Origin of the sequence: Micromonospora terminaliae (assembly GCF_009671205.1) — a bacterium.
Classification (GTDB): domain Bacteria; phylum Actinomycetota; class Actinomycetes; order Mycobacteriales; family Micromonosporaceae; genus Micromonospora; species Micromonospora terminaliae.
Genome location: NZ_CP045309.1, coordinates 488,904 through 506,575, shown reverse-complemented (window position 1 = coordinate 506,575; position 17,672 = coordinate 488,904). Strand labels below are relative to the sequence as shown.

The 17,672-nt window shown below is 74.4% G+C and carries 14 protein-coding genes; 7 read left to right on the top strand and 7 right to left on the bottom strand.

The annotated features are described in order from the left end of the window. Positions 1-12: 12 nt before the first annotated feature. Positions 13-462: a GNAT family N-acetyltransferase gene (locus GCE86_RS02335; protein ID WP_154225373.1), complete on the top strand. Its 450-nt coding sequence runs from the start codon at positions 13-15 to the stop codon at positions 460-462. 129 nt (positions 463-591) lie between these two features. Continuing rightward, positions 592-1,701 carry a lytic polysaccharide monooxygenase auxiliary activity family 9 protein gene (locus GCE86_RS02330; protein WP_154225372.1) on the top strand — a complete coding sequence of 370 codons (1,110 nt, stop codon included), beginning with the start codon at positions 592-594 and terminating at the stop codon, positions 1,699-1,701. Between the two features lie 46 nt (positions 1,702-1,747). Here the strand turns inward: GCE86_RS02330 and hemQ are convergent, their stop codons facing one another. From hemQ to hemE, 3 genes are read right to left on the bottom strand one after another with little or no spacing between them, the layout of a single operon-like run. Further along, complete coding sequence (hemQ, locus tag GCE86_RS02325) at positions 1,748-2,449, bottom strand: hydrogen peroxide-dependent heme synthase (protein WP_091269343.1); 702 nt, start codon at positions 2,447-2,449, stop codon at positions 1,748-1,750. After that, positions 2,446-3,855, bottom strand: a complete 1,410-nt coding sequence (hemG, locus tag GCE86_RS02320; RefSeq protein WP_154225371.1) for a protoporphyrinogen oxidase — start codon at positions 3,853-3,855, stop codon at positions 2,446-2,448. Before hemG ends, hemQ begins: the two co-directional genes overlap by 4 nt. 13 nt (positions 3,856-3,868) lie before the next feature. Further along, positions 3,869-4,960 carry a uroporphyrinogen decarboxylase gene (gene hemE, locus GCE86_RS02315; protein ID WP_154225370.1) on the bottom strand — a complete coding sequence of 364 codons (1,092 nt, stop codon included), beginning with the start codon at positions 4,958-4,960 and terminating at the stop codon, positions 3,869-3,871. A gap of 160 nt (positions 4,961-5,120) precedes the next feature. Here hemE and GCE86_RS02310 point away from each other — a divergent pair, with 160 nt between their 5' ends. Further along, positions 5,121-5,693, top strand: a complete 573-nt coding sequence (locus tag GCE86_RS02310; protein ID WP_154225369.1) for a DUF3000 domain-containing protein — start codon at positions 5,121-5,123, stop codon at positions 5,691-5,693. A 124-nt stretch (positions 5,694-5,817) separates the two neighbouring features. Here GCE86_RS02310 and GCE86_RS02305 read toward each other — a convergent pair whose 3' ends face one another. Both GCE86_RS02305 and GCE86_RS02300 read right to left on the bottom strand, forming a co-directional pair. Next, positions 5,818-6,696, bottom strand: coding sequence for a hypothetical protein (locus tag GCE86_RS02305; protein WP_154225368.1), 879 nt, complete (start codon positions 6,694-6,696; stop codon positions 5,818-5,820). Between the two features lie 126 nt (positions 6,697-6,822). Continuing rightward, positions 6,823-7,932: a S1C family serine protease gene (locus GCE86_RS02300; protein WP_154230295.1), complete on the bottom strand. Its 1,110-nt coding sequence runs from the start codon at positions 7,930-7,932 to the stop codon at positions 6,823-6,825. A gap of 631 nt (positions 7,933-8,563) precedes the next feature. On the opposite strand from GCE86_RS02300, the gene GCE86_RS02295 reads away from it, so the two are divergent. The 4 genes from GCE86_RS02295 to GCE86_RS02280 all read left to right on the top strand — a co-directional run bounded on the left by GCE86_RS02295 (position 8,564) and on the right by GCE86_RS02280 (position 14,377). Beyond that, positions 8,564-9,886: a ribonuclease D gene (locus GCE86_RS02295; protein ID WP_154225367.1), complete on the top strand. Its 1,323-nt coding sequence runs from the start codon at positions 8,564-8,566 to the stop codon at positions 9,884-9,886. A gap of 103 nt (positions 9,887-9,989) precedes the next feature. Continuing rightward, the gene (locus GCE86_RS02290; protein ID WP_091311743.1) at positions 9,990-11,186 is read left to right on the top strand and encodes a thiolase family protein; all 1,197 of its coding nucleotides are present in this window, start codon (positions 9,990-9,992) and stop codon (positions 11,184-11,186) included. Continuing rightward, positions 11,183-13,252, top strand: coding sequence for a 3-hydroxyacyl-CoA dehydrogenase NAD-binding domain-containing protein (locus GCE86_RS02285; protein ID WP_154225366.1), 2,070 nt, complete (start codon positions 11,183-11,185; stop codon positions 13,250-13,252). Before GCE86_RS02290 ends, GCE86_RS02285 begins: the two co-directional genes overlap by 4 nt. 249 nt (positions 13,253-13,501) lie before the next feature. Further along, positions 13,502-14,377 carry a hypothetical protein gene (locus GCE86_RS02280; RefSeq protein WP_154225365.1) on the top strand — a complete coding sequence of 292 codons (876 nt, stop codon included), beginning with the start codon at positions 13,502-13,504 and terminating at the stop codon, positions 14,375-14,377. A gap of 64 nt (positions 14,378-14,441) precedes the next feature. Here GCE86_RS02280 and GCE86_RS02275 read toward each other — a convergent pair whose 3' ends face one another. Beyond that, the gene (locus GCE86_RS02275; RefSeq protein ID WP_154225364.1) at positions 14,442-14,828 is read right to left on the bottom strand and encodes a VOC family protein; all 387 of its coding nucleotides are present in this window, start codon (positions 14,826-14,828) and stop codon (positions 14,442-14,444) included. Positions 14,829-15,032: 204 nt separating this feature from the next. After that, positions 15,033-17,573 carry a malectin domain-containing carbohydrate-binding protein gene (locus GCE86_RS02270; protein WP_154225363.1) on the bottom strand — a complete coding sequence of 847 codons (2,541 nt, stop codon included), beginning with the start codon at positions 17,571-17,573 and terminating at the stop codon, positions 15,033-15,035. Positions 17,574-17,672 lie beyond the last annotated feature (99 nt).

Sequence of the window (17,672 nt, the reverse complement as noted above, 5' to 3'; positions counted from 1 at the left end):
TACCATCGCGGGATGCCTACCGAGTCCCACCTGGCCGGCTTCGCCGAGCTGGACGCGCGCACCTTCCACGACCTGCTCCGGCTGCGCATCGACGTCTTCGTGGTGGAGCAGTCCTGCCCGTACCCGGAACTCGACGGCCGGGACGTCGAACCGGGCACCCGGCACCTCTGGCTGACCCGCGACGGCGACGTGGTGGCGTACCTGCGGATCCTGGCCGACCCGGGCGGGGTGGCGCGGATCGGGCGGGTGGTGGTGGCGCCGGCCGCCCGCGGGGCGGGCCTGGCCGGCGCGCTCATGACCGAGGCCCTCGCCGCGGTGGGCGACCGGCCGTGCGTGCTGGAGGCGCAGACCCACCTGGTCGGCTTCTACGCCGCGCACGGCTTCGCGGTCAGCGGCCCCGGCTACGTCGAGGACGGCATCCCGCACACCCCCATGCGGCGGGAGGGCCGCGCCGCCGCGTGAGCGGACATTGACGGATACCGCTTTCCTGTGGCAGCGTGCCAGGCGGGCCACCACGTGAGCCGCGGGAGGGGGCAACTCCCGCGCCGTCCGGGCGTCGTGCACCGACATCCCCATCCCCGGAGGCTCACAATGTCCACTCCGCACCGCCGCCGCGCTCCGCTCGTGGCGGCGATCCTGAGCGTCTGCGCGGTCGTCGCGGCGCTGCTCACCACCGCCCTGTCCGGCCCGGCCTCGGCGCACGGGTCGGTGGTCGACCCGGCGTCGCGCAACTACGGCTGCTGGCAGCGCTGGGGCAGCGACTTCCAGAACCCGGCGATGGCCACCCAGGACCCGATGTGCTGGCAGGCCTGGCAGGCCGACCCGAACGCCATGTGGAACTGGAACGGCCTGTTCCGGGAGGGCGTCGCCGGCAACCACCAGGGGGCCATCCCGGACGGTCAGCTGTGCAGCGGCGGGCGCACCGCCAGCGGACGCTACAACGCCCTCGACACGGTCGGCGCCTGGAAGACCTCGCCGGTGACCAGCAACTTCCGGATCAAGCTGTACGACCAGGCCAGCCACGGCGCCGACTACATCCGGGTGTACGTGACGAAGCAGGGCTACAACGCGCTCACCACACCGCTGCGCTGGAGCGACCTGGAGCTGGTCGGCCAGATCGGCAACACCCCGGCCGGCCAGTGGACGCCCGAGACCTCGGGCGTGTCCATCCAGGTGCCGGCGAACGCGCCGGGCCGGACCGGCCGGCACGTCGTCTACACCATCTGGCAGGCCAGCCACCTGGACCAGTCGTACTACCTGTGCAGCGACGTGGACTTCGGTGGCGGTTCCACCACCCCGCCGACCACGCCGCCGCCGACCACCACCCCACCCACCACGCCGCCCCCGACCACGACCCCGCCGACCACGCCGCCCCCGACGACGCCGAACCCGGCCGGGGCGTGCACGGCGACGTACCGGATCACCGGACAGTGGAGCGGCGGCTTCCAGGCCGAGGTGCAGGTGACCAACGGCGGGTCGCCGGTCCGGGGCTGGTCGGTGAGCTGGAACTACGCCAACGGCCAGCAGGTCAGCTCGGCGTGGAACGCCACGGTGAGCACCAACGGGACGCTGGTGACCGCGCGCAACGCCGCCTACAACGGCACCCTCGCCGCGGGGGCGAGCACGTCGTTCGGATTCGTCGGCACGTCGGGCGGGACCAACCCGGTGCCCGGGATCCTCTCCTGCACGACGGTCGCCTGACCGCCGTCCGGCCGGGGGCGCGGAGCGCGGCCCCGGCCGGCACGGGTCAGACCAGGCAGGTGACGAAGTCGGCGATCGAGCGGCGGCGGCCCGTGTAGAAGGGGACCTCCTCGCGCACGTGCCGGCGGGCGCCGGAGGCCCGCAGGTCGCGCATCAGGTCGACGATGCGGTGCAGCTCGTCGGCCTCGAAGGCGAGCATCCACTCGTAGTCGCCGAGGGCGAACGAGGCGACCGTGTTGGCCCGCACGTCCGGGTACCCGCGCGCCATCTTGCCGTGCTCGGCCAGCATCTCCCGACGCTCGGCGTCGGGCAGCAGGTACCACTCGTAGGACCGGACGAACGGGTAGACGCAGAGGTAGGCGCGGGCCTCCTCGCCGGCCAGGAACGCTGGGATGTGGCTCTTGTTGAACTCGGCCGGCCGGTGCAGCGCCATCTGCGACCAGACCGGGGTCAGCGCCCGGCCCAGCGTGGTGCGCCGGAACCGCAGGTAGGCGTCCTGGAGCGCGTCGCTGGACGACGAGTGCCACCAGATCATCAGGTCCGCGTCGGCGCGCAGGCCCGCCACGTCGTACGTGCCGCGGATGGTGACGTCCTTGCCGGCCAGCTCCTCGAAGAGCGACTCGACCTCGGCGACGACGTTCTCGCGCAGCGACGGGAGGGGGCTGGTGGCCCGGTACACCGACCACATGGTGTAGCGGATGGTCTCGTTGAGCTCCCGCAGCCGGGCCGCGTTGGTCTGCTCCGTCATGCTGCCGATCCTCCCAGTGCAGTGATGATCTCTTCGGCCGCCGTCTCGCCGGAGCGGACGCAGACCGGGATGCCGACGCCGTCGTAGCCGGCCCCGGCCAGGGCCAGCGTCGGGTGGGCGGCGCGCAGCGCCGTCCGGGCCGCCGCCACCCGCTCGAGGTGGCCGGGGGTGTACTGCGGCAGGGCCCCGCCCCACCGCTGCACGTGCCGGGCCACCGGGGTCGGCAGCGGCGTGCCGAGCACCTTCGACAGCTCCCGGTGCACGGTGGCGACCAGGTCGTCGTCGGTGAGCTGGAGGGAGGTCTCCTCGCCGTACCGGCCCACCGAGGCGCGGACCAGGGCGAGTCCGTCGGGCCGGCGCAGGTGCCCCCACTTCGTGGTGAAGAACGTCGACGCCTTGATGAGCAGCCCCTCGGTGGCCGGCACCAGGAAGCCGGACAGCTCCGGCAGCTCCGGCTCGGGCAGGGCCATGGTGACCAGCGCGACGCTGGCGTAGTCCAGCCCGCCGACGGTCGCCGCGACCTCGGGCGCCGGGCCGTCGAGCAGCCGGGCGGCCGGGCGGGCCGGCACGGCGAGCACCACGGCGTCCGCCTCGACGAACTCGGTGTCGCGGGTTGGGCCGACCACCAGGCGCCAGCCGGTCGGGGTGCGGTGCAGCTCGCGCACCGCGGCGTCCCGGCGGATCGTCGCCCCGCTCTCCCGCGCCGCCGCCTCGACCAGCGTGCTCAGCCCGCCGGCCAGGGTGCCGAAGACCGGGGCGCCGGGGGCGCGGGGCGCGGCGGCCTGCGCGGCCCGGACCGCGCCGACCAGGGTGTGCTCGACGCGGGCCGCCCGGGCCAGCGCCGGCATGGTGGTGACCAGCGAGAGGTCGTCGGCCCGGCCGGCGTAGACGCCGCCGAGCATCGGGTCGACCAGCCGGTCCACCACCTCGTCGCCGAGCCGGTCGCGGACCAGCGCGCCGACCGACACGTCGGCGTCCGGCGGGAGCAGCGGCGTGCCGCCGTCCCGGTCGGCCGCCGCGGCCGGCTGCGCCACCGCGGCCACCCGCTCCAGATCCCCGGGTACGCCCACCAGCGTGCCGCCCGGGACCGGGCGCAGCCCGCCGTCGACCAGCAGGGCGGCCTGCCCGACGGTGGGGTGCACGATCGACCCGGCCAGGCCGAGCCGGCGAATCAGGGTCACCGCGGCCGACTCCCCGCCGGCCGGGTCGCGCATGAGGAACGACTCGGCACCGAACTCGACCGGGCCGCCGGCCAGCTCACCGGTGCGCAGCTTGCCGCCGAGGCGGCCGGACTGCTCGTACACGGTGATCTCGGTGCCGGCGGGGGCGCGGTCGCGCAACCGGACGGCGGCGGCCAGCCCGGTGATCCCGCCACCGACGATCGCCACCCGCCACGGTCGCGCCATGGTCGTCCCTCCCTTACGCGGCCGGCCGCGCGGACAGCTCGTGCACCAGCGCGACCACCCGGGTCAGCACCTCGGGGTCGGTCTCCGGCAGCACGCCGTGACCGAGGTTGAACACGTGACCGGGGGCGGCCCGGCCCTGGTCGAGGATCCGGCGCACCTGGGACTCGACGACCTCCCAGGGCGCGAGCAGCACGGCCGGGTCGAGGTTGCCCTGCACCGCCCTGTCCGGGCCGATCCGGCGGGTCGCGACGTCCAGCGGCGTACGCCAGTCCACGCCGACCACGTCGGCGCCGGCCTCGCCCATGGCGGCGAGCAGCTCCGCGGTGCCCACCCCGAAGTGGATCCGCGGCAAGCCCGCCTCAACCAGGCCCGCGAGCACGTGGGCCGAGTGCGGCAGCACGTAGCGGCGGTAGTCGGCCTCGGAGAGCGCCCCGGCCCAGGAGTCGAAGAGCTGCACCGCGGAGACCCCGGCGTCGACCTGCACCCGCAGGAACGCCAGCGTCACCTCGGCGAGCCGGGCGCAGAGCGCGTGCCACAGCTCCGGGTCGCCGTACATGAGCGCCTTGGTCTTGGCGTGGGTCCGCGACGGGCCGCCCTCGACCAGGTAGCTGGCCAGGGTGAACGGCGCGCCCGCGAAGCCGATCAGCGGCGTGTCGCCCAGCTCGGCGACGAGCAGCCGCACGGCCTCGTCCACGTAGGACACGTCGTCCCGGCCGATCGGGTTGATCCGCTCGACGTCGGCGGCGGTGCGGACCGGCTCGGCGACCACCGGGCCGGTGCCGGGCACGATGTCCAGGTCGATCCCGGCGGCGGCCACCGGCACCACGATGTCGCTGAACAGGATGGCCGCGTCGACCCCGTGCCGGCGAACCGGCTGGAGGGTGATCTCGGTGACCAGATCGGGGCGGCGGCACGACTCCAGCATCGGCACGTTGGCCCGGATCTCGCGGTACTCCGGCAGCGACCGGCCGGCCTGGCGCATGAACCAGACCGGGGTGTGCGGGCCCGGCTCGCGCCGGCAGGCGCGGACGAAGGGCGAGTCGGCCGGCCCGCCGCGGCGGGGTTCTCCGTCTCGGGCGGCAGTGCCCGTGGTGTCGGTGGTCATCGCGGCAATCGTGCCACGCGACCGGGTGGCCCCCGCCGCCACCGTCACCTTTTGTGACCGGCCACCCTCCGCCGCCGGGCGCGAGCCGGCGCGCAAGATCGTGACCCTCCGCCCGGCGTGCCGTCACACCGGGCGGAGCGGGGCGGCATAGGCTGCCGTCATGGCCCCCCCGATCGCGCTCCCGGAACCCTTCGCCCGCGCGGTCGCGGGGCTGCGATCGGTGACCTGCCGCCCGGAGATCGTGCTGGAGGAGGTCGGTGCCCCGCAGCGCCTGGCTCCCTACGCGTTCGCGCTCTCCGCCGGCGTGCTGCGCGACGGCGACGAGATCGCCACGGGGCGGCTCATCCTGCTGCACGATCCGGCCGGGCACGAGGCGTGGCAGGGCACTCTGCGGCTGGTCACCTACGTGACGGCCGAGCTGGAGGTCGACCTGGCCAGTGACCCGCTGTTGCCGGGGGTCGGCTGGACCTGGCTCACCGACGCCCTCGACGCGCAGGAGGCCCGCTACCGGGCCATCGGCGGCACGGTCACCCAGACGCTCTCCACCCGGTTCGGCGAGCTGGCCGGGCCGCCCGCCGCGGGCGACATCGAGATCCGCGCCTCCTGGACGCCGCTCAGCACCGACCTGGCCCCCCACCTGCTCGGCTGGTGCACCCTGCTGGCCTCGACGGCCGGCCTCCCCCCGCCCGGCGTCACGGCGCTACCCACCCGCCGCCCCGCCGGCGCCGCCTGACCCCGCGACTTCTGCGATCTCGGCGAGTTGCCGTTCACGGTGAACGGCAACTCGCCGAGATCCGCGTGTCCGGGCACGGCGCGGGCCGCCCCGAGTGTTCGGAGCGGCCCGTCGTGACGCCGGGTCAGAGGTAGTTCTCGGCCTCGTCGCAGACCTTGTCCAGCCCCTTGTTGGCGGCGTCGAAGCCGGCCTTGTCGCCCCGGGACGCCGCCACCATGGCCTTGGTCAGCTTGTCCAGGCAGCTCGCGATGACCTTCTTCTGCCGGGCCTGCTCGTCCCGGTCGTTCTTGGTGCCGGTCAGGTCCTGCTCGGTGTCGGCGAGCTTGTCGCGGACCGTCTGCAGGTCAGCCTTCAGCTTGTCGATCTCCTGCCGGTTCGCGGTGATCGTGCCGTCCCGCTGGCTGACCTGCTGCTCGGACTTGTGCAGCTTGCCGTTGGTGGTGACGTAGAGGCCGGTCATCACGCCGCCGAGGACCAGGAGCAGACCGGCGACGATGCCCAGGATCAGGACGGCCCGGCCCTTGCCACCGCCGCTGGCGGGCGCACCGTAGGGCGGCACCGGGCCGGGCGGAGCCGACATCGGGTAGCCCGGCGGAGCCGACATCGGCTGCGGGTACCCGGGCGCCGAGCCCGCGCCGGAGAACGGCGGGACGGAGGTCGGCGGGGCCGACATGGGCTGCGGGTAACCCGGCGCGGCGCCGGAGGTCGGCGGCGCCGACATGGGCTGCGGGTATCCGGGCGCCGAGCCCGCGCCGGAGGTCGGCGGGGCCGACATCGGCTGCGGGTAGCCCGGTGCGGAGACCGGGGCGCCCGGCGGCGGAACCGGCGCGGCGCCCGGCGCGTACTGCCCGGGGACCGGGGCGGTGGGCTGCGGCAGGGTGGGCTCGGGCTGGGCCGCCGGGTACGGCGAGGGTTCGGGCTGGGCCCCGTACGGGCTGCCGTACACGGTGCCCCCCGGCGGCTGGGGCGGGTAGCCGCCCGCTCCGGTCGGTGGCTGGGACATGGTTCTTCCTCCAGGTTTGCTGGTCCCCCGCGGGGTGGCCCGTAGGGCCGGGGTCTGCGGTCGGCGTGGTCGGGCCCACGCTCGACGGTGCGGTACGCGGTCAAGCCGTCGCCGGCGGCGCGCCGGTCAGCAGAGCTTGAACCGGTCGCAGGCGGTCTTGATGGGCACCGCCAGGCCGATGCCCTCGGCGTCGCGGGCCTTGGCCGTGGCGATCCCCACGACCTCCTTGGAGCCGTTGATCACCGGCCCGCCGGAGTTGCCCGGGTTGATCGGCGCGTCGAACTGGATCACCGGACCGGAGCCGCCCTCGTCCTTGCGGAATGCGCTCACCACACCCGTGGTGACGCTGTCCTGCAGGCCCAGCGGGGCGCCGACCACCACGATCTGCTGCCCGGACTTGACCGCGGTGGGCGCCGCGACCAGACCGCTGAACTTCGCGGTGGTGCGCAGGTGTGCCAGGTCCTTGTCCTTGTCGACCTCGACGATGGTCGCCTCGAAACGCTGGTCGGTGCGCTCCAGGAAGACCTTGCGGTCGCCCGCGGCGAAGACCGACTCGACCACGTGGAAGTTGGTGAGGAGCGTGGTGCCGCCGCCCGCGGGCGCCTTGCCGATGGCGAAGGCCGTGCCGGTGAACTGGCCGGCCCGGACCCGGAACACGCTGGGCAGCACCGCGCTGGCCACGGCCTCCGGGTTGAACGCGGCGCCGGCCTGCTTCTCCAGGGCCCCCGCCCGCCGCTCCAGGCCGTCGAGCCGGCCGGCGGCCGCGCCCTCCGCCTCGGCCAACCGCCGGTCGGTCGCGGCGAGCCGATCGTCGAGCCGGTGGATCTGGTACGCCTGCACGCCCGCCACCAGGGCCAGGATCCCGGCCAGCACGAGCGCCACCACCGGCAGCCGGCGTCCCCGCCCGGGACGGTCCGGGTGCGCGGCGGGCATCCCCGGCACGGGCCCGGCCGGCTGCCCGGGGTAGGCCGGGCCGGACGTCATCTGCCCCGGGTAGGCCGGCCCGGAGGTCGGCTGGCCGGGGAAGGCCGGACCGGACGTCGGCTGGCCCGGGAAGGCCGGCCCGGAGGTCGGCTGGCCCGGGAAGGCCGGCCCGGAGGTCGGCTGACCCGGGGGTGCCGGGTCGAATGTCGGCTGGGCCGGGTAGGCGGCCGGCGAAGCAGCGGAAGTCGCGGCCGCCGGGGCGGCGGCGGGCTGGCCGGCGAACTGCCCCGGCGCGGTCGGCTGCCCGGGCACGGCGCCCGGCGGTGCCGGCGGCCAGCCGTCGGGCGTGCGCGGAGTCGGCGCGGCCGCACCGCCCCACTGGCCGGCGTTCGGCGGCGGCGCCCAGGTCGCCCGGGCTCCCGACGGGTCGACGCCAGGCGCGTCGGCGGCGCCGAAGCCGGCGCCGGGCGCGACCGACGCGGAGCCGTAGCCGGGGGTGGCGGGTGCGGAACCGTAGGCGGCGCCGGGTTGCGTCGGGGCGCTGCCCGGCGGGAACGCGGCCGGCGTGCCCGGGAGGTGCGCGGTGGGGTGGCCGGGAACGGCGGCGTGGCCGGTCGGCGGGACGATGCGCGGCGGCAGCGGCCCCGGCCGGTCGGTCCCGGCCCGATCCGGGGCGGCCGTCTCGTCGCCGCCCTGCTCCGGCGGGCCGTCACCGGCCCCGTACGCGCCCGTCATGCTTCTCGTCCTCCCCGTGGCCGCACCGTCGTCCTCTCGGCCCGCGGCTCGATGGACCGTACCTGCGTGAACGGGGTTTGTCTCCCCCGTTGTCCGACCCTGCCACCCCCGCGCAACCCGCCCCGGTCACGACACCCGCCGGACATCCCGCCGACACGCGCCCGACCGGCTGCGCACACCGGATCGCCCGGCGCACTAGGGTTGTCAGGTGACCGACGAACCACCCCTGCGCCGTCGGGCCGCCGAAAGCCGTACGGAAGAGGCAGCGCCGCATCCGTCCTCGGCCGCGCCGGAGCCGGCGGACGCGGGGACCGAACCCACCGCCGGCGGGCCCGTCCCGCTGACCGCCCCGCGCGAGGGCACGCCCGCGCCGGTGGCCACTCCGAGCGAGCTCGACGAGGTCGTGGCCCGCTTCGCGGCCGGCACCGGCCCGGTGGCCCTGGACGCCGAGCGCGCCTCCGGCTACCGCTACAGCCAGCGCGCCTACCTGGTGCAGCTGCGCCGGGCGGGCTCCGGCACGGCGTTGATCGACCCGCTGCCGCTGCCTGACCTCACCGGCCTCGACGGGGTGATCGCCGAGGCCGAGTGGGTGCTGCACGCCGCCAGCCAGGATCTCGCCTGCCTCGCCGAGCTGGGGCTGCGCCCGCGCCGGCTGTTCGACACCGAGCTGGCCGCCCGGCTGGCCGGCTTCGAGCGGGTGGGCCTGGCCGCGTTGACCGAGCAGCTGCTCGGCTACAGCCTGGAGAAGCACCACTCCGCGGCGGACTGGTCGAGCCGGCCGCTGCCGGAGTCCTGGCTGACGTACGCGGCGCTGGACGTGGAGCTGCTCGTCGACCTGCGCGACGCGCTCGACGAGGAGCTGACCAAGCAGGGCAAGTCGGCGTGGGCGGCGGAGGAGTTCGCGGCGCTGGTGCGCAACGGGGCCCGCCCCGCGCGGGTACGCGCCGAGCCGTGGCGCCGCACCTCGGGCATCCACCGGGTGCGCGGCGCACGGGCCCAGGCCCGGGTGCGCTCGCTGTGGTACGCGCGGGACCAGATCGCCGCGCGGCGGGACGCCGCACCGGGCCGGGTGCTGCCGGACTCGGCCATCGTGGCGGCCGCCGAGCTGGACCCGAAGGACGAGAAGACGCTGCTGACGCTCCCCGGTTTCGGTGGCCGGTCGGTGCGGCGGCTGGCGCGTACCTGGCTGGCGGCCCTGGACGACGCGCGCCAGCTCCCGGACGACGCCCTGCCGGTGAGCCCGGTGGTGGAGGGTCCGCCCCCGCCACACCGGTGGGCGGAGCGGGACCCGGTGGCGGCCGGCCGCCTGGCCCGCTGCCGCGAGGTGGTGGTCGGCACGGCCGGCGCGCACCACCTGCCGCCGGAGAACCTGATCGCCCCGGACTACATCCGCCGCCTGGCCTGGCAACCGCCCGAGGAGATCACCGACGACACGGTCGCGGAGGTGCTGCGCACCTTCGGCGCCCGCGAGTGGCAGATCACCCTCCTCCTCCCGGCCCTGACGGAGGCCCTCCACCTGCCCCGGCCCTGACGCTTCGCGGGGTGTGGGGTTGGCCACACGGGGGGTGCTGTCGGCCATGGTTACTGGCGAGTAGCATCCGGGGAAACGCCAGTGCCGGCTAGGGAGGCTCTCAGTGCCCCGTGAAGTTCGGGATGTCGTCTTCGTCGACGGCGTCCGTACCCCGTTCGGCAAGGCGGGTGGCATGTACGCCAACACCCGCGCCGACGACCTGGTGATCCGCTGCATCCGCGAGCTGATGCGGCGCAACCCGCAGCTCCCGCCGGAGAAGGTGGAGGAGGTCGCCATCGCGGCCACCACCCAGATCGGCGACCAGGGCCTGACCATCGGCCGCACCGCCGCCCTGCTGGCCGGCCTGCCCAAGACGGTGCCCGGCTTCGCCATCGACCGGATGTGCGCCGGCGCGATGACCGCCGTCACCACCGTCGCCAGCGGCATCGCCATGGGCGCCTACGACGTGGCCATCGCGGGCGGCGTCGAGCACATGGGCCGCCACCCGATGGGCGAGGGCGTCGACCCCAACCCGCGCATCATCGCGGAGAAGCTGGTCGACCCGTCCGCGCTGGTCATGGGCGCCACCGCGGAGAACCTGCACGACCGGGTCCCACACATCACCAAGGAGCGCACCGACGCGTTCGCGCTCGCCTCGCAGCAGAAGACCGCGAAGGCGTACGCCAACGGCAAGCTCCAGGGCGACCTGGTGCCGGTGGCGATCCGCGACCCCGAGGCCGGCTGGGGCCTGGCCACCACGGACGAGGCTCCCCGGGAGACCTCGCTGGAGAAGCTCGCCACGCTCAAGACCCCGTTCCGCCCGCACGGCAAGGTGACCGCGGGCAACGCGGCCGGCCTGAACGACGGTGCCACCGCCGCGCTGGTGGTCGCCGAGGAGACCGCCCGCGAGCTGGGCCTGCCGATCGGCATGCGGCTGGTGTCGTACGGCTTCGTGGGCGTCGAGCCCGAGGTGATGGGTGTCGGCCCGATCCCGTCGACCGAGAAGGCGCTGCGCATCGCCGGCCTGAGCATCGACGACATCGGCCTGTTCGAGCTGAACGAGGCGTTCGCCGTGCAGGTGCTGGCCTTCCTCGACCACTTCGGCATCGCCGACGACGACCCGCGGGTCAACCCGTGGGGCGGCGCGATCGCCATCGGTCACCCGCTCGCCTCCTCCGGCGTCCGGCTGATGACCCAGCTCGCCCGGCAGTTCGCCGAGCACCCCGAGGTCCGCTACGGCCTCACCGCCATGTGCATCGGCATCGGCATGGGCGGCACCGTGATCTGGGAGAACCCGCACTGGGAGGGTGGCAACAAGTGAGCGCGCTCGCCGCACCGAACGAGGTCGTCACCAGGGCGCTGCTGCGCCAGGTGAACGTACCGGGGCTGGACCGTCCCGCCGCCCTCATCACCCTGGACAACGGCTTCGACCACACGAAGCCGAACAGCTTCGGCCCGGGCGGCCTGACCAGCCTGGACGAGGCGATCACCGCCGCCCTGGCGGCGGAGCCGGCGTTCATCGCGGTCACCGGCAAGCCGTACATCTTCTGCGTGGGCGCGGACATCACGAGCCTGCCGCAGCTGGAGAACCGCGAGCAGGCGCTGGAGATCGGCCGGCTCGGCCACCGGGTCTTCGCCCGGCTCAAGGACAGCGCCGTACCCACCTTCGCCTTCGTCAACGGCGCGGCGATGGGCGGTGGCCTGGAGCTGGCTCTGCACTGCCACTACCGCACCCTGTCGGCGGGCGCGGCGGCCCTGGCGCTGCCCGAGGTCTCGCTCGGCCTGGTCCCCGGCTGGGGCGGCACGCAGCTGCTGCCGAACCTGATCGGCATCCCGGCCGCGACGCAGGTGATCCTCCAGAACCCGCTGATGCAGAACAAGATGCTCAAGCCGAAGCAGGCGGCGGAGATGGGCATCGCCGACGTGCTGCTGGAGCCGGCCGACTTCCTGGAGCGCTCCCTGGAGTGGGCCGCCGGCGTTGTCCGGGGCGAGGTCACCGTGACCCGGCCCGAGGTCGACAAGGACATGTGGGCAGGCGTGCTCTACTTCGCCCGGCAGACCCTGGACCAGCGGCTGCACGGGGCGGTCCCGGCCGCGTACAAGGCGCTGGACCTGCTGGAGACCGCGAAGGACGGCGACTTCGCCGCCGGCACGGCCGCCGAGGACGAGGCGCTCGCCGATCTGGTCTTCTCCGAGGAGCTGCGCAGCGGCCTCTACGCCTTCGACCTGGTGCAGCGGCGGGCCAAGCGCCCGGCGGGCGCGCCGGACAAGGGCCTGGCCCGGCCGGTCACCAAGGTGGGCATCGTGGGCGCCGGCCTCATGGCCAGCCAGCTCGCGCTGCTCTTCGCCCGCCGCCTCCAGGTGCCGGTCGTCCTGACCGACCTGGACCAGGCCCGGGTGGACAAGGGTGTCGGCTACGTGCACGCCCAGATCGAGAAGGCCGTCAGCAAGGGCCGGATGGACAAGGGCACCGCGGCCAAGCTGTACGGGCTGGTCAGCGGCTCGGTCGACAAGTCCGTCTTCGCCGACGCCGACTTCGTCATCGAGGCCGTCTTCGAGGACCTCGGCGTCAAGAAGCAGGTCTGGGCCGAGCTGGAGAAGATCGTCACGCCGGAGGCGGTGCTCGCCACCAACACCTCCAGCCTGTCGATCACCGAGATGGCCGCCGACCTGGAGCACCCGGAGCGGGTGGTCGGCTTCCACTTCTTCAACCCGGTCGCCGTGCTGCCGCTGCTGGAGATCGTCCGCGGCGAGCGGACCGACGACGCGACGCTGGCCACCGCCTTCGCGGTCGGCAAGCAGCTGAAGAAGTCGAGCGTGCTGGTCAAGGACGCCCCGGCGTTCGTGGTCAACCGGCTGCTGACCCGCTTCCTGGGCACCGTGTTCGCGGCCGTCGACCAGGGCACCCCGCTGGACGTGGCGAACAGCGCGCTGGACCCGCTGGGCCTGCCGATGCGCCCGCTCGCCCTGCTCCAGCTGGTCGGCCCGGCCGTGGCGTACCACGTGGGCGGCACCCTGCACGCCGCGTTCCCCGAGCGCTTCGGCGTCAGCGAGAACCTCAAGCGGATCGCCGACTCGGGCCAGGCGATCGTGGTCGACGACCAGGTCAACGAGGACGTCGCCAAGCTGCTCGTGGTCGGCGACCAGCCGCTCACGGCCGAGCAGGTCCGGCAGAACGCGCTGGACGCGCTGGCGCAGGAGATCCGGCTCATGCTCGACGAGGGCGTCGTGGCCGAGGCGCAGGACATCGACCTGTGCATGATCCTCGGCGCGGGCTGGCCGTTCCACCTGGGCGGCGTCACGCCGTACCTGGACCGGACCGGCACCGCCGAGCGGGTCACCGGCCGGCGGTTCCTGCCGCGCGGGGTCGCCAGCCTCCGCAGCTGACCCACCGCCGCTCCCCACGATCGCGGTGGCCGGCCGTCCCCTCCGGACGGCCCGGCCACCGCGATCGGCGTTTCCGGGCCTGCCGCCGGCCGGTCACCACGCGGACACCCGGCGTCCGCCGGGGCGGCACCGTCCGGACGGCCCGGTCACAACCGGGTTCCGGTTTCGTCACGTCGGGACCGTCCGGACGTTGCCGCGTCGGCGCGGCTCGCTACGATCACGCGTCCGGATTTCTGAGGAGCTGTCACCATGTCCCAGCCGCCGTCCAATCCCTACCCCGGTTCCTACCCCCCGCCCCAGCAGCAGCCCGGCGGCTACCAGCCGCCGCAGCAGCCCCAGTACGGCGGCGGCTACCCGCCGGCTCCCCAGCAGCAGCCCCAGTACGGCGGCGGCTACCCCGAGAGCGGGCAGCCCGGCCAGCAGTACGGCGGCGGCTACCCGGAGACCGGGCAGCCCGGCCAGCAGTACGGCCAGCAGTACGGCGGCGGCTACCTGGAGACCGGCCAGCCCGGCTACGGCGCCCCGGCCCCGCTGCCGCCGAAGAAGAAGTCGAGCGTCGGCAAGATCCTGCTCATCGTGCTGGCCGTGGTGCTGGTGCTCTGCGTGGGCGGCGGCGTCGCCATCTGGTTCGCCGCCAAGGACGAGGTCGGCGAGGTCGTCCAGGCGACCAAGACCCGCCTGGTCGAGCCCCCCACGCTGGCCGGCCGCGCCAAGGTGAGCGAGCCGCAGCTCCAGGCGGTCGCCACGCAGATGAAGTCGGAGATCGCCAAGGACGTCCCGAACGCCACCAGCACGGTTGGCGCGTTCTACGGCGAGCCGGCGAAGAAGGACCTGGTCATGATCGCCGGCGCGTCCGGTGTCATCGCCGACCCGCAGAAGGAGATGGCGGACGCCATCACGGCGATCACCCCGGAGCTGGGCGCCAAGGAGTTCAAGACGGTCGACGCCGGCCCGCTGGGCGGCGACGCCAAGTGCGGCGACGGCAAGGCCGAGGACGTGCCGGTGGGCGTCTGCATCTGGGCCGACAAGGGCAGCCTCGGCATGGTGGTGGTGTACTTCAAGTCCGCCGCCGAGATCCAGGCGGAGTTCGTGACCATGCGCGGCGAGATCGAGAAGCGGGACTGACCCCCGCAGACCCGGTCGACCGGGCCCCCGCCCTGACGGCGGGGGCCCGGTCCCGTTTCACCGGTCAGGCCGACGCGGCCCGCTCCGCGGGGCTGCGGCAGACGCAGAACTCGTTGCCCTCCGGATCGGCGAGCACCACCCAGCCGGTGCCGTCCGGCCGCCGCCGGTCGGCGACCAGCGCCGCCCCGAGGTCGCGCAGCCGCGCCACCTCCTCGTCCCGGGTCCCCTCGGCCGCGTGCACGTCGAGGTGGAACGCGCCCTTGCCGTGCCGCTCCCCCACCGAGACGAACAGCAGGTCGGGGCCGTGGCCGCCGGGTGCGGCGAGGACCGCCTCCGGGTCGCCGGGGTAGTCGTCGTCGTTCAGCTTGCGGTCGAGAACCCGGGCCCACCAACTGGCCAGGGCGTACGGGTCGTCGCTCTCGACGGTGACGCAGTGGATCTGTGCACTCACGGTGCTTTCCTCCTGGATCGGAGTGCGCCCCGCCGGAGTGAGGGAGTCAGCGGCGACTGCGGGGCGCGGGACGGTTCACGGTGGACATCGACCACACCCCCTTCCACGTCTCGGGCTGACGTTGCTGATCATGTCACCACCCGGCGGCGGGGACAAGGCCGGCCCGGCCCCGCGAGGCGGAACCGGGCCGGAGGACCACCCGGGTCAGGGGCCGACGAAGACCGCCTTCGCCTGCCAGTCGACGCCGTCCACGGCCGGGCCGCTGCGCACGGTGAACGCGGCGGCCGGCGTGCCGCCCGCCCAGTCGGTGGCCGACAGGTCGCCGGTGCTGCGGTTGACCTTGTAGAGGGTGCTGCCGGCCAGGAAGACCGACCCGGCGTCGGCGAAGCCGCTCGTCCCGGCGACGGTGAACTTCTCCGCACCGACCACGCCGCTGTCCGGGGTGAACCAGCGCCAGAACAGGCCGCCCTGCCCGGCGAGCGTGTAGTAGAGCCGCCCGCCGCTGTAGAACATGCCGGTGACGTTGGGAATCTCGGGATAGAAGTTGTTGGTCACCCCGGCGTACGTCTGGCCGGCCGGGCCGGAGTCCGTCTCCACGGCGTCCCAGTAGGCGTCGTGGTAGGGGTCGACCGCCGACGCGGCACCGAAGGTGGACCCGTTGAAGGTGCGCCACCACAGCGACCCGTTCATCCCGTAGAAGAGCGTGCCGCCGACCCAGAACGCACCCCGCGCCGTGGACCACGCGGTGCCGTCCGGCACGGCCACCGGGGTGGCCGCGCCGACCGTGGTGCCGCCGTCGTACGACCGGACCTGCACCTCGTTGCCGGTGCCGGCGGGCGGGGTGCCGGTCTTGACGATCTCGATGCCGTCGACCAGTGGGTTCTCCACCACGTGCCGGAAGTCGACGCCCACCGAGCCGTCGCTGACCACGGTGAACGCGCGCATGGTGCCCACGTTGTGCCCGACGCTGGCGGACAGGTCGAGGTCGTCCAGGACGGTCGTGCCCTCCACCGCCACGTCGAAGACCCGGGAACCGGGGGCGGCGGTGCCGTCGTACCGGTTGGCCAGGTAGAGCCGGACCTGGACCTCGGTGCCCGCGGGCACCGGGAACTGCCAGCTCATCTCCGCGTCGCCGGCGGGGTCCCAGCGCTCGTCGCTGTAGAGCGCGGCCGGGGTGCCGGCCGGCACGCTGCCGTCGAGGCCGCCCACGGCCGCGAAGCCGGCGGTGCTGCTCCCGGCGTTGTGGTACGGGCTGGGGCTGCCGCCGTCGTCGGGCGCCCAGTCCGGCCCGTTGTCGGTCGAGGCGACCAGGGGGCCGCCCGCGTTGACCCGGTACAGCACGTTCGTCGGCGCCGGGACACCCGCCTGGTACACGTTGCCGGGCAGGGTGGCCGGGGTGGTCGGGTGCGGGGCCGCGCCGCCGGTCAGCGGGAAGAACGCGATCCGCTCCCGCCGGTACTGGAAGTTGCCGATCCACGAGGTGTCCGAGCCCACCCAGAGGCCGGCCGGGGTGACCAGCATCTCGGAGGCGCCGACGCCGCGCGGGTGCCGGCCCGGGTTCCACGACAGCGGCAGGCCGGTACCCGGGTCGAGGGCCGCGATGCTGGCCCGGCCGACGGCGCCGGCCTGCGCGGAGTCCCCGCCGAAGCTGTTGTTCAACCAGCGGAAGTGGCCGCCGACGTAGACCGCCTGCTCGCTGATGCCGACCGACAGGTAGGTGTCGCCGCCCGTGTAGTCGACCCAGGTGGGCTGGAGGTCCGTGCCGGTGGCGCCGGCCTCCCAGCGCGCGGCGGCGTCGCAGAGCGTGCCGCCGTTCGGCGCGCCGGTGGTCACCACCACGAAGTAGCTGCCGTCCGGGGCGAACGCGAGGTCCCGCATGTACGAGTCGAACGCCCACCAGGCGCAGCGCGGGGTGTACCGGTTGGTGTTCCAGTCGGCCACGGTGGCCGTGGTGGCGCCCAGGTCCAGCTTGACGATCTGGTCGTGCAGCACCCCGTCGGCCTTCTTGAAGTTGCCGATCACCACGAGCTTCGTGCCGTCGGGCGAGACCGCCAGCTTCTCGGCCCCGACACCGCCGTTCGCGCCGCTGACCCCGTCGTAGTTGTGGTGCTCGGTGAGCGCCGTGGTGAGGTAGCCGTCCAGCGCGCCGGTGTTCGCGTTGAGCGAGGCGAGGCCGCCGCGCGGGTTGGCGTTGCCGGCCGTGGTGAAGATGCCGCCGACCAGCAGCCGCCCGCCGGCCACGGCGATGTCGTTGACCAGCCCGTTGAACGCCGGGCCGGCGAAGCTGGTGACCAGGGCCCCGGTGGAGACGTTGACCAGGGCAACCTTGCGCCGCGTCACCCCGTTGACGGTGTTGAACTTGCCGGCGACGAAGACCGTCCCGGCGGTGGGCCCGGCGGCCAGCGCGTACACCTCGTTGTCGACGGTGGGCGCGAAGGCGGTGTCGACCGTGCCGGTGGCCTTGTCGAAGGCGAGCAGGTAGTTGCGAGGGATGTCGACATCGGTCCCGCGGTTCTGCACCCGGGTGAACGAGCCGGCCACGATGATCTTCGTGCCGGCGTCGTGGATCGCGTCCACCGAACCGTCCATGATGTCCGGTGAGGCGGTGGAGGGCGCCGCTTTGACCAACGTGCCGTGGCCGGGCGCGGCGGCGGCCGGGCCGGCCGGGACAAGCCCGGCGGCGGTGAGCGCGACGGCGGCGAGGGCCGCGAGGACACGGCGCGCGAGGGCCGAGGGTGGGGTCACTGGCAGCTCCGGAGACTGGTACGGACAGGCGTGTCGCAGAATCACCCTGGGCCACCGGTCACCCGCCGTCCAGCACCGGCCACGCTTTCTGCCCGACCA

Bases quoted from the DNA above. Each gene is read 5' to 3' on its own strand.
- GCE86_RS02280 (WP_154225365.1), top strand. From the start codon at position 13,502: ATGTCCCAGCCGCCGTCCAATCCCTACCCCGGTTCCTACCCCCCGCCC.
- GCE86_RS02305 (WP_154225368.1), bottom strand. From the start codon at position 6,696: ATGTCCCAGCCACCGACCGGAGCGGGCGGCTACCCGCCCCAGCCGCCG.
- GCE86_RS02310 (WP_154225369.1), top strand. From the start codon at position 5,121: ATGGCCCCCCCGATCGCGCTCCCGGAACCCTTCGCCCGCGCGGTCGCG.
- hemG (WP_154225371.1), bottom strand. From the start codon at position 3,855: ATGGCGCGACCGTGGCGGGTGGCGATCGTCGGTGGCGGGATCACCGGG.
- hemQ (WP_091269343.1), bottom strand. From the start codon at position 2,449: ATGACGGAGCAGACCAACGCGGCCCGGCTGCGGGAGCTCAACGAGACC.
- hemE (WP_154225370.1), bottom strand. From the start codon at position 4,960: ATGACCACCGACACCACGGGCACTGCCGCCCGAGACGGAGAACCCCGC.
- GCE86_RS02335 (WP_154225373.1), top strand. From the start codon at position 13: ATGCCTACCGAGTCCCACCTGGCCGGCTTCGCCGAGCTGGACGCGCGC.
- GCE86_RS02330 (WP_154225372.1), top strand. From the start codon at position 592: ATGTCCACTCCGCACCGCCGCCGCGCTCCGCTCGTGGCGGCGATCCTG.